We start from the raw sequence: 11,450 nt of genomic DNA, 5'->3' as shown, positions 1-11,450 counted from the left end.
CGTTGTCGGCACGGACTGGGATGCCGACGGGCTGGGCTGCTGGGGGTTACCGCTCGCGGCGGTCAGGGGTCGCTGTCGGTCCGGGCGTGGGTCGCCGGATCCGGGAGCAGCGGCACGTGGGTGGTGCAGAAACTGTCGCCGTTGGCGATGGTCGCGAGCCGCTGGACGTGGGTGCCGAGGATCTCGACGAATGCTTCCTGTTCCGCCTCGCACAGTTCCGGGAACTGTTCGGCGACGTGCGAGACCGGGCAGTGATGCTGGCAGACCTGCACGCCGGTGCCGACCCGCCGCGTGGACGCGGCGAATCCGGCGGCGCTGAACGCCTCGGCGATGTCCTCGAGGGTCGCTTCGATCTCGTCGGATCCGGCGGCCGGTTCGACACCGGCGAGGATCGAGCGCACCCGTCGGCGCGCGAAGTCCTCGATGGCGGCGTCGCCGCCGAGTTCGCGCAGGTGCCGCATCGCGGCGCCGGCGAGGTCGTCGTAGGTGTGCCCGAGCCGGGCGCGGCCGACTGCGGTCAGCTGGAACCGGCGGGCCGGACGCCCGCGACCGCGGTCCTGCCGCCGCGGCGGGGCCGCTGCCTGGGCTTCACCGCTGTCGATGAGCGCGTCGAGGTGCCGGCGGACACCGGCGGCGCTGAGTCCGAGTCGCTTGCCGATCTCCGGGGCCGTGATCGGGCCCTCCTCGAGCAGCAGCTGCACGACCGCCGCGCGGGTCTGGCCCTCGTGCTGTGCGTGCTGCGGCGACGAATCGCGGCCCGAACGCGACGCGGCGAGGCCTGCGTCAGGCACGTGACCTGCGCATTTCTCGTCGACGGGGTGTTCGGTCGCTGATTTCACAACACCAGTGTGACGGAATTCGGAAACCCGGTCCACCAAGGGTGCCCTTCCCCACACCCCGGGCCGGACCGGGAATAGGCCCGTGACCGGCCCGATAGGCTGCTCGGGTGCCGCCGACCATCGACGAACCCAGCACGGCCGGCCCGGCCCCGAAAACGGGCCGCTCCGAGACCGCCCGTGCCTTCGAAACCGTCGGCATCCGGGCCGTGACGCTGGGCAAGCGCGCGCTCGGGCTCGACGGTCGCGGTCACCACACCGACGTGGTGACCGTGCTGCACGGCGACGAACGCGAAGGCCGCGGCCTCGACGCCACCGAGACCACCCAGTTGCACCGGATCCGGTTGTTCGGTGCGACCGGCGCGGTCCTGATGTGCGTCGGCGCCCTCGGCGCGGGCGCCCAGCCGGTGCTGCAGAACCCGGTTCAGGGCGTGCGGCTGCTGGGGTTGCCGGCGCGGATGCCGAGCGCGGCCCTGACCCTGGCGATGACCGGCACCGTCCTGGTCGTGCTGGCCTGGCTGCTGCTCGGCCGCTTCGCCGTCGGCCGGCGCGATCCCGACGGCCAGCCCCGCCGGCTGTCCCGATCGCAGCTCGACCGCACCCTCCTGCTGTGGATTCTGCCGCTGACCGTCGCGCCGCCGATGTTCAGCAAGGACGTCTACTCCTATCTGGCGCAGAGTGAGATCGCCGCGCGCGGGCTGGATCCGTATGCGATCGGGCCGGCCGGCGCGCTCGGCGTCGACCACGTGCTCACCCGGACCGTGCCGAACATCTGGCGCGAGACCTCCGCGCCCTACGGGCCGGCGTTCCTGTGGATCGGGGAACGCATCACGTTCCTGACCGGCGAGAACATCGTGTTCGGCATCTTCCTGCACCGGCTGCTCGCGCTCGGCGGTGTCGCCCTGATCGTGTGGGCGCTGCCGCGGCTGGCCCGGCGCTGCGGTGTCGCGTCGGTGACCGCGCTGTGGCTCGGCGCCGCCAATCCGTTGCTGCTGTTCCACCTGGTCGCCGGCATCCACAACGAGGCGCTCATGCTCGGGCTGATGCTCGCCGGGCTCGAACTGGCGTTGCGCGGCATCCACGCCGGCGGTCCGGGGACGCCGTTGCGGGGCCGCTACCTCGCGTGGCTCCTCGCCGGTGCCGCGCTGATCGCACTGTCGTCGATGATCAAGGTCCCGTCGCTGCTCGCGCTCGGATTCGTGGGCATGGCGCTGGCACGACGCTGGGGCGCCACCGCGCGGGCGGTGCTGGCGGCGGCGGCCCTGCTGGGGGCGGTGTCGCTGACGGTGATCACCGTGGTGAGCTGGGGCAGCGGACTCGGGCTCGGCTGGACGAACACGTTGGGCACCGCGACCGAGGTGCGCAGCTGGATGTCGATCCCCACGCTGCTCGGGGTCGGGACCGGCCTGGCGGGGGTGCTGCTCGGATTGGGCGATCACACCACCGCGATCCTGTCGATCACCCGGCCGATCGCCGCCATGATTGCGGCATTCGTCACAATCCGGATGCTACTGGCGGTGCTCGTCGGGCGGATCCACCCCGTCGGCGGGCTCGGGGTCTCGCTCGGCGCGATCGTTCTGCTGTTCCCCGTCGTGCAGCCCTGGTACCTGCTGTGGGCGGTGATCCCGCTCGCCGCGTGGGCCACCCGGCCGATCTTCCGGATCCCCACGGTGGCCTTCTCGTCGCTGGTCAGCGTGATTCTGATGCCCAACGGCGGCGAGTACCAGCCGTTCATCATCGTGCAGGCCGCGATCGCGACGGTCGTCGTCGTCGGGCTGCTCATCGTGTTCACCCGGAACCGGTTGCCGTGGCGCGAGGAGGACCGCACACCACCGCGCCCCGCCGAATCCCCCGACGCCTACGCTGGAAACCCGTGACCTCGAGATCCCCTGCCGGTACGGCGCCTGCGGTGCGCCTGAACGGCGTCGTCAAGAAATTCGGCGACACAACCGCCGTGAACGAGCTCGACCTCACCGTCGAGCGCGCCCAGGTGCTCGCCCTGCTCGGCCCCAACGGCGCCGGCAAGACCACCACCGTGGAGATGTGCGAGGGTTTCGTGACCCCCGACGCCGGCACCGTGCGCGTGCTCGGCCTGGATCCGATCGTCGATTCGGAGGCACTGCGACCCCGGATCGGGGTCATGCTGCAGGGCGGCGGCGCCTACCCCGGTTCCAAGGCCGGCGAGATGCTCGACCTAGTCGCCTCGTACTCGGCGAATCCGATCGACCCGGCGTGGCTGTTGAACTGCCTCGGGCTCGACGAGGCCCGCCGCACCCCCTACCGCCGGCTCTCCGGCGGTCAGCAGCAGCGGCTGGCGCTGGCGTGCGCGCTGGTCGGACGCCCGGAACTGGTGTTTCTCGACGAGCCGACCGCGGGTCTAGACGCCCAGGCCCGGCTGCTGGTGTGGGAACTGATCGACGCCTTGCGCCGCGACGGCGTCTCGGTGCTGCTGACGACGCATCTGATGGACGAGGCCGAGGAACTGGCCGACGAGGTCGTGATCATCGACCACGGGCGGGTCGTCGCCGCCGGAACGCCCGAGGAGGTGGCCCGGACCGGGTCCGAGCAGCAGCTGTGGCTGTCCGCCTCCGCGGGGCTCGATCTCGCGCCGCTGCGGACGGTGCTGCCCGACGGGTTCCGCGTGCGGGAGCCGCAACCGGGCCGCTACCTGGTCGAGGGCGCGATCGATCCCGCGGTGGTCACCGCGGCCGCGTCGTGGTGCGCCGACCAGGGGGCGCTGGTGAGCGAGATCCGCGTGTACCAGCGCAGCCTCGAGGACGTCTTCCTCGACCTGACCGGACGGGAGTTGAGAGGGTGAGCGTGACGCATCACGATCGACTGGCGGGCAACCGGTTCGAGGCCGGGACCTTCGCGCCCGCCCCGCGACCGAACACGCCGGCGGCGATGCTCGCTGCGCAGACGCGCATGGAGCTCAAGCTGCTGCTGCGCAACGGCGAGCAGTTGCTGCTGACGATGTTCATCCCGATCACCCTGCTCATCGGCCTGACCCTGCTGCCGATCGGTGATCTCGGCGATCCCCGCGTGGAACGGGTCCTGCCGGCGGTGATGATGGTCGCGGTGATGTCGACCGCGTTCACCGGTCAGGCAATCGCGGTCGGATTCGACCGCAGATACGGTGCACTGAAAAGGATCGGCGCGACCGCCCTCCCGAAGTGGGGCATCATCGCAGGTAAGAGCGCCGCGGTGGCGATCGTAGTGGCGATGCAATCTATTCTGCTCGGTGCTATCGGAGTGGCCCTCGGATGGCGTCCGAGCCCGCTGGGACTGCTGCTCGGCGCCGTCGTCATCGCGCTCGGCACGGTGATGTTCGCGACGCTCGGGCTGCTGCTCGGCGGCACCCTGCGCGCCGAGATCGTGCTCGCCCTGGCGAACATCATCTGGTTCGTGCTGCTCGGCATCGGCAGCGTCGTGCTCGCCGGGGGCGGCCTGCCCGACGCCCTCGTGCACCTGGCGCGGGTGACCCCGTCCGGAGCGCTGGCCCTCGGCCTCGAGGAGGCCGTGCTCGGCGGCATGGACTGGCTCGCGATGACGATCCTCGCCGTCTGGGCCGTCGTCGGCGCGGTGCTGGCCCGGCGCTTCTTCCGATTCACGTGACGGCCGGACCCCACCAGCCCAACTACAGCGCGTAGTGGACGGACCCGTACCATCGTGAACGTGCTGTATCGCGGCTACCTGAACCTCGTCGACCGACTTCCGCTTCCGTCGCTGCGGATCCAGCGGATCATCGCCTTCCTCACCATCGTCGTGCAGGGCGGCATCGCCGTCACCGGCTCGGTCGTGCGGGTCACCGCGTCGGGCCTCGGATGCCCCACCTGGCCGCAGTGCTTCCCCGGCTCCCTGGTGCCGGTCGGCGTGTCCAGCAACGTGCACACCATCCACCAGATCGTCGAGTTCGGAAACCGCCTGCTGACGTTCGTCGTCGTCGCCGTCTCCGCCGCGATCGTGCTCGCCGTGACCCGCGCCCGTCGCCGCCGCGAGGTCGTCGCCTGGGCGTGGCTGATGCCCGCCGGCACCGTGCTGCAGGCCGTGATCGGCGGCATCACGGTGCTCGCCGGGCTGGCGTGGTGGACCGTCGCGATCCACATGCTCGCCTCGATGCTGATGGTGTGGCTCGCGGTCGTGCTGTTCGTCAAGGTCGGCGAACCCGACGACGGGGTCGTCGAGCAGGTGCTCCCCCAGCCGCTGCGGTGGCTGACCGCGCTGTCCGCGGCCGTGCTGGCCGGCGTCCTGATCGCCGGAACGATGGTCACCGGCGCCGGCCCGCACGCCGGCGACAAGGGTGTCGAACGCCCGGTGCCGCGGCTCGACGTCGACATCACCACGCTCGTGCACCTGCACGCCGAACTGCTCGTCGGCTACCTGGCGCTCCTGGTGGGCCTGGCGTTCGCGCTGTACGCCGTCGCCGCCCCGGCCGCGGTGAAGCTGCGGCTGAAGGTGCTGATCGGCCTGGTCCTGGCCCAGTCGCTCATCGGCCTCGTCCAGTTCTGGACGGATGTGCCCGCGGTGCTCGTGGTGCTGCACGTGGCCGGTGCCGGTCTGTGCACGGCCGCGACCGCCGCGGTATGGTGCGCCGGCCGCGTCCGCGTCGCCGCCCCGCGCCCGGAGGCCGTCACCACCGCCTGACTACGATCCGACGCTGCGGGCCCACCTCCTGGAACGGAGGTGGGCCCGCGGCGTTTCGCGTGTCGGCGGCGTCAGCGCTCGTTGCGCGCCTTCGGGAAGCGGGTCTGGTTCGCGACCCAGCCGGCCATCTTCTTCCAGTGGCCCTGCTGCGGGGTGGCGATGCTGGTGACCTCGCGATCCCAGTCCGAGACCGTGACATTCGGCAGCGCCTCGACGACCGCGTGCGCGGTCGCCAGGTCGGCGACGACACGATCGCCCAGGGTGCCGTCGGCGGCGACGACGGTCACGCGCACCCCGGCTTCCCCGATCGGCTGCAGGACCGCCTTGGCGGTATCACCGTGCGCGGCGACGAAGGAACGGAGAGAGGAGACGACGTCGGCGGGTGCGGGTGCGGCCGCGACCTGAGTTTCAGCGCTCATGCCTGCAGAATACTGTGGGCCCATGCGCGCAATCGAAGTGACACGGTTCGGTGGTCCCGACGTCCTCGTTCCCGCCGAGCTCCCCGATCCCGTTCCGGGGCCGGGTGAGCTGCTGGTCCGCACGGACGCCATCGGCGTCAACTACATCGACACCTACTTCCGCACCGGCCTGTACGCGACGGATCTGCCCTACGTACCCGGGTCCGAGGGCACCGGCCGCGTCGAAGCCGTCGGGCCCGGAACCAGCGAGTTCGCGGTCGGCGACCGGGTGTGCTGGGCCGCGGCCCCCGGCTCCTACGCGGAACTGGTCGTCGTGCCGGAAGCGGTCGCGGTGCCGGTCCCGGACGAGGTACCCGCGGACCAGGCCGCTTCCGCGCTGCTGCAGGGCATGACCGCGCACTACCTGCTCGAGTCGACGTATCCGGCGCAGCCCGGGGAGACGGTGCTCATGCACGCGGGCGCCGGCGGGGTCGGCCTGATCCTGACCCAGCTCGCGACCGCGAAGGGGGTACGGGTCATCACCACCGTGTCCTCGGACGAGAAGGAGGCGCTGTCGCGGGAGGCCGGCGCCGCGGAGGTGCTCCGCTACGGCGACGACCTTCCCGAGCGGGTGCGGGAACTGACCGGCGGCGAGGGCGTCGCCGCCGTGTACGACGGGGTCGGCAAGGACACCTTCGAGGCGTCGCTGGCGTCGCTGCGGATCCGCGGCACGCTCGCGCTGTTCGGTGCCGCGAGCGGCCCGGTGCCCCCGTTCGATCCGCAGCGGCTCAACCCCGCCGGATCGCTGTTCCTGACCCGCCCCACCCTGGTGCATTACACGCGGGACCGCCAGGAGCTGCTGTGGCGCTCCGGTGACGTCTTCGCGGCCATCGCCGCCGGTGATCTGAAGATCCGCGTCGGGGCGCGCTATCCGCTCGCGGAGGCGGCGCAGGCCCACCGCGACCTCGAGGGCCGCAAAACCACCGGTTCGATCGTGCTGGCGCCGTAGGCGCCCGTGTGCCTTATTGGCGGCCCTGGCCGCCACAACGGCACACCGCGCAACGAACGCCGCCCTTCCGTCGGGAAGAGCGGCGCCGTTGCTGTCGGTTCAGCAGATCAGAGGTACGAGGCGATGGTGGGCAGGTCCAGCACGGAGTCGACGGCCAGGCCCAGGCACACCACCGCGAGGTAGTTGTTCGACTGCAGGAACAGCTTGAGCGGCTTGACGGACGCGCCCCCGCGCACGCTGTTGTACAGCTGGTGGGCGATGAACACGAACCAGGCACCGGCGAGCACCGCGACCGCCGCGTACACGACGCCTGCCGCCGGGACGAGCACCAGCGTGGCCAGCACCGTCGCCCACGTGTAGATCAGGATCTGCTTGGTGACGTGCTGCTCGGTGGCGATCACGGGGAGCATCGGCACGCCGGCCGCCTTGTAGTCCTCCTTGTAGCGCATCGCCAGCGCCCAGGTGTGCGGCGGAGTCCAGAAGAAGATCACCAGGAACAGCACGATCGGCTCCCAGCTCAGCGACCCGGTCACCGCGGCCCAGCCCACCATCACCGGCATGCAGCCGGCAGCGCCGCCCCACACCACGTTCTGCCAGGTACGACGCTTGAGCACCATCGTGTAGACGAGCACATAGAACGCGATGGTCGCGACGACGAGCGCCCCGGCGAGCAGATTCGCGCGCCACCACAGCCACGCGAACGACGCGATGCCGAGCACCATGCCGAACACGAACGCGTTGCGCGTGGGCACGGCCTGCCGCGCCAGCGGACGCCGCGCGGTGCGCTTCATCACCTTGTCGATGTCGGCGTCGACGACGCAGTTGAGCGAGTTCGCGCTCGCCGCGCCCATCCAGCCGCCGAACAGGGTGCTGAGGATGAGAACGAGATCGACGTTGCCGCGGTCGGCGAGCAGCATCGCCGGGATGGTCGCGACCAGCAGCAACTCGATGACGCGCGGCTTGGTCAGCGCGATGTAGGCGAGCACGGTGCCCGAGATCCGGCCCCACGGGGTGTCCGGCCGCGGGGCGCTGGGGGCTTCCGGGGCACCGAAGCCGTGTCCTCCCGGCCGTCGCCCTGCCCGCACACTGTCTCCTTGCACCACGCGAATACACACCTTCGCTCGCCCGCCGACCGCCGCCCGATCACGGACGCGCACTACTACGGTCGATGGTAGACCGCGGACAGGCCTCGGCCGAATCGACCCGTAGGCCGCACGGGGCCGCCGCGGCCATTAGGCTGGGAGGGCGCGCGACGCATTCGCGGTCGCAGGCATCCCGTACACCCATGTCAGGAGACTTGAAGCTCGTGTCGATCACCGACGAGATCCGCACCCTCACCGCGGCGGTTCACCCCGCCGACTGGACCGATCTGGACACCAAGGCCGTCGACACCGCCCGTGTGCTTGCTGCGGACGCCGTGCAGAAGGTCGGCAACGGGCATCCGGGCACCGCGATGAGCCTGGCGCCGCTGGCGTACACGCTGTACCAGCGGGTGCTGCGCCACGACCCCACCGACCCGCAGTGGGTCGGCCGCGACCGGTTCGTCCTGTCCTGCGGCCACTCGAGCCTGACCCTCTACATCCAGCTCTACCTGTCCGGCTACGGCTTGGAGCTGGCCGACCTCGAGGCGCTGCGCACGTGGGGTTCGCTGACCCCCGGCCACCCCGAGTTCGGGCACACCGCGGGTGTCGAGATGACCACCGGCCCGCTCGGCCAGGGTCTGGCCTCCGCGGTGGGCATGGCGATGGCCGCTCGGCGGGAGCGCGGCCTGTTCGACCCGGAGGCGGCGGAGGGCACCAGCCCGTTCGACCACCACATCTACGTCGTCGCGTCCGACGGTGACATCGAGGAGGGCGTCACCTCCGAGGCGTCGTCGATCGCCGGCGTGCAGGAACTGGGCAACCTGATCGTCTTCTACGACGACAACAAGATCTCCATCGAGCACGACACCGCGATCGCGCTGAGCGAGGACACCGCCAAGCGCTACGAGGCGTACGGCTGGCACGTGCAGACCGTCGAGGGCGGCGAGAACGTCACCGCGATCCTCGAGGCGGTCGAGGCGGCGAAGGCCGTCACCGACAAGCCGTCGCTGATCCTGCTGCGCACCGTCATCGGCTACCCGGCCCCGACGAAGATGAACACCGGCGACGTGCACGGCGCGGCGCTCGGCGCGGACGAGGTCGCCGCGGTCAAGAAGTTCCTCGGGTTCGATCCCGAGAAGAACTTCGACGTGGACCCCGCTGTGATCGAGCACACCCGCCGCGTCGTCGACCGCGGGGCGAAGGCCCGCGCCGACTGGCAGGCCGCGTTCGACGCGTGGGCCGAGCGGGAGCCGCAGCGCAAGGAACTGTTCGACCGCCTGCAGGCCGGCGAGTTCCCGGCAGGCTGGACCGACGCCCTGCCGACCTACGAGCCGGCCGAGAAGGGCCCGGCGACCCGGAAGGCGTCCGGCAACGCGCTCGCCGCGCTCGGCCCGATCCTGCCGGAGCTGTGGGGCGGGTCCGCGGACCTGGCGGGTTCGAACAACACCACTATCCCCGGTTCGGAGTCGTTCGGTCCCGAGTCGATCTCGACCAAGGACTGGACGGCCACCCCGTACGGCCGCACCCTGCACTTCGGTGTCCGCGAGCACGCCATGGGCTCGATCCTCAACGGCATCGCGCTGCACGGGCCGACCCGCCCGTACGGCGGCACGTTCCTCGTGTTCTCCGACTACATGCGTCCCGCGGTGCGCCTGGCCGCGCTCATGCAGACCCCGTCGATCTATGTGTGGACGCACGATTCGATCGGTCTCGGCGAGGACGGCCCGACCCACCAACCGGTCGAGCACCTCACCGCGCTGCGCGCGATCCCGAACCTCGCGGTGATCCGCCCCGCGGACGGCAACGAGACGTCGTTCGCGTGGAAGGCCGCGCTGGAGAACAAGACGGGCCCGACCGCGCTCGCCCTGACCCGTCAGGACGTGCCGGTGCTCGAGGGCACCCGCGAGAAGGCCGCCGAGGGTGTGGCCCGCGGCGCCTACGTGCTCGCCGAGGCGTCGACCGGCACCCCCGAGGTGCTTTTGCTCGCCACCGGTTCCGAGGTGCAGCTCGCCGTCGCCGCGCGTGAGGTCCTCGAGGCCGAGGGCGTCCCGACCCGCGTCGTGTCGGTGCCGGTTCTCGACTGGTTCCTCGAGCAGGAGCAGGCGTACCGCGACGAGGTGCTGCCGCCGTCGGTGAAGGCCCGCGTGTCCGTCGAGGCGGGGCTGGCGCTGCCGTGGTACCGCCTGATCGGCGACGCCGGCGAGGCCGTGTCGCTCGAGCACTACGGCGCTTCCGCCGACTACAAGACCCTGTACCGCGAGTTCGGCATCACCGCCGAGGCCGTCGCCGACGCTGCACGCCGCTCGCTGACGCGACTGAAGGGATAGATCGTCATGACGCAGGAAACCACCACGCAGAACGCGAATCTGGCAGCACTGTCGGCCGCAGGCGTGTCCGTGTGGCTCGACGACCTGTCCCGCGAGCGCATCGAGTCCGGCAACCTGGCCGAGCTCGTCGCGACCCGTTCGGTCGTCGGGGTCACCACCAACCCGTCGATCTTCCAGGCGGCGCTGTCGAAGGGCCACGCCTACGACGCGCAGATCACCGAACTGGCTGCCGCCGGCTCGGACGTCGACACCACGATCCGCACCGTCACGACCGACGACGTGCGCGCCGCGTGCGACGTGCTGGCACCGGTGTACGAGGCGACCGACGGTGTCGACGGCCGGGTCTCGATCGAGGTCGATCCGCGACTCGCCCACGAGACGGACGCCACCGTCAAGCAGGCGATCGAGCTGTGGAAGATCGTCGACCGCCCGAACCTGTTCATCAAGATTCCTGCGACGGTCGCCGGCCTGCCCGCGATCGCCCGGGTGATCGGCGAGGGCATCAGCGTGAACGTGACGCTGATCTTCTCGGTGGACCGGTACGAGCGGGTCATCGAGTCCTACCTCGACGGTCTGACCGCGGCGAAGGCCGCCGGGCACGACCTGTCGAAGATCCACTCGGTGGCGTCGTTCTTCGTCTCCCGCGTGGACACCGAGATCGATGCGCGGCTCGAGGAGATCGGCACGGACGAGGCACTGGCCCTGCGCGGCAAGGCCGGGGTCGCCAACGCTCGCCTGGCGTACGCGGCCTACCGGAAGGCCTTCGAATCCGGTGCGCGTTTCGAGCAGCTCGCCGCCGCCGGGGCCCGGCCGCAGCGCGCGCTGTGGGCGTCGACCGGTGTGAAGAACCCCGCATACCCGGACACGCTGTACGTGACCGAGCTGGTGGCGCCGCACACCGTCAACACCATGCCGGAGAAGACCCTCGAGGCGGTCGCCGACCACGGTGAGATCACCGGCGACACCGTCACGGGCACCGACACCGCCGCCGAGCACGTGTTCTCCGCGCTGAAGAAGGCCGGGATCGATCTGAACGACGTGTTCCGCAAGCTCGAGGACGAGGGCGTCGAGAAGTTCGAGGTGTCCTGGAACGAACTGATCGCGGCCACGGCCGAGCAGCTTGCGGCGCACACCGCCGGCGCGGAGGGCTGACG

The 11,450-nt window shown here is 71.0% G+C and carries 10 protein-coding genes; 7 read left to right on the top strand and 3 right to left on the bottom strand.

Going from position 1 to position 11,450, the window contains the following annotated elements; genetic code table 11:
* Positions 1–62: 62 nt before the first annotated feature.
* Positions 63–875 carry a transcriptional regulator gene (locus M1M07_RS09180; protein ID WP_308200788.1) on the bottom strand — a complete coding sequence of 271 codons (813 nt, stop codon included), beginning with the start codon at positions 873–875 and terminating at the stop codon, positions 63–65.
* A gap of 176 nt (positions 876–1,051) precedes the next feature.
* On the opposite strand from M1M07_RS09180, the gene mptB reads away from it, so the two are divergent.
* The 4 genes from mptB to M1M07_RS09160 are packed head-to-tail and all read left to right on the top strand — an operon-like array spanning position 1,052 to position 5,480.
* Positions 1,052–2,713 (top strand): polyprenol phosphomannose-dependent alpha 1,6 mannosyltransferase MptB, encoded by a 1,662-nt coding sequence (gene mptB / locus M1M07_RS09175; RefSeq protein WP_248673939.1) that lies wholly within the window; start codon positions 1,052–1,054, stop codon positions 2,711–2,713.
* Complete coding sequence (locus M1M07_RS09170) at positions 2,710–3,654, top strand: ABC transporter ATP-binding protein (protein ID WP_197253158.1); 945 nt, start codon at positions 2,710–2,712, stop codon at positions 3,652–3,654. Before mptB ends, M1M07_RS09170 begins: the two co-directional genes overlap by 4 nt.
* On the top strand, positions 3,651–4,451 hold the full coding sequence (locus M1M07_RS09165; RefSeq protein WP_197253157.1) for an ABC transporter permease: 801 nt from the start codon (positions 3,651–3,653) through the stop codon (positions 4,449–4,451). Before M1M07_RS09170 ends, M1M07_RS09165 begins: the two co-directional genes overlap by 4 nt.
* Positions 4,452–4,511: 60 nt before the next feature.
* The gene (locus M1M07_RS09160) at positions 4,512–5,480 is read left to right on the top strand and encodes a COX15/CtaA family protein (RefSeq protein WP_197253156.1); all 969 of its coding nucleotides are present in this window, start codon (positions 4,512–4,514) and stop codon (positions 5,478–5,480) included.
* Positions 5,481–5,551: 71 nt separating this feature from the next.
* Here M1M07_RS09160 and M1M07_RS09155 read toward each other — a convergent pair whose 3' ends face one another.
* Positions 5,552–5,899 carry a hypothetical protein gene (locus tag M1M07_RS09155; protein WP_197253155.1) on the bottom strand — a complete coding sequence of 116 codons (348 nt, stop codon included), beginning with the start codon at positions 5,897–5,899 and terminating at the stop codon, positions 5,552–5,554.
* Positions 5,900–5,921: 22 nt separating this feature from the next.
* Here M1M07_RS09155 and M1M07_RS09150 point away from each other — a divergent pair, with 22 nt between their 5' ends.
* Complete coding sequence (locus M1M07_RS09150; protein ID WP_197253154.1) at positions 5,922–6,887, top strand: quinone oxidoreductase; 966 nt, start codon at positions 5,922–5,924, stop codon at positions 6,885–6,887.
* Positions 6,888–6,994: 107 nt separating this feature from the next.
* Here the strand turns inward: M1M07_RS09150 and M1M07_RS09145 are convergent, their stop codons facing one another.
* Positions 6,995–7,972, bottom strand: coding sequence for a heme o synthase (locus tag M1M07_RS09145; protein ID WP_197253153.1), 978 nt, complete (start codon positions 7,970–7,972; stop codon positions 6,995–6,997).
* Positions 7,973–8,193: 221 nt separating this feature from the next.
* On the opposite strand from M1M07_RS09145, the gene tkt reads away from it, so the two are divergent.
* Both tkt and tal read left to right on the top strand, forming a co-directional pair.
* The gene (tkt, locus tag M1M07_RS09140; protein ID WP_248673938.1) at positions 8,194–10,296 is read left to right on the top strand and encodes a transketolase; all 2,103 of its coding nucleotides are present in this window, start codon (positions 8,194–8,196) and stop codon (positions 10,294–10,296) included.
* 6 nt (positions 10,297–10,302) lie between these two features.
* A complete protein-coding gene (tal, locus tag M1M07_RS09135; RefSeq protein WP_197253152.1) occupies positions 10,303–11,448 on the top strand; it encodes a transaldolase in 1,146 nt (381 codons plus the stop codon).
* The last annotated feature ends 2 nt before the right edge of the window (positions 11,449–11,450 follow it).

It is taken from the genome of Rhodococcus sp. HM1 (assembly GCF_023218075.1).
In the GTDB taxonomy this organism is placed as follows: domain Bacteria; phylum Actinomycetota; class Actinomycetes; order Mycobacteriales; family Mycobacteriaceae; genus Rhodococcus.
This window is presented reverse-complemented; position numbering and strand designations above follow the sequence as displayed.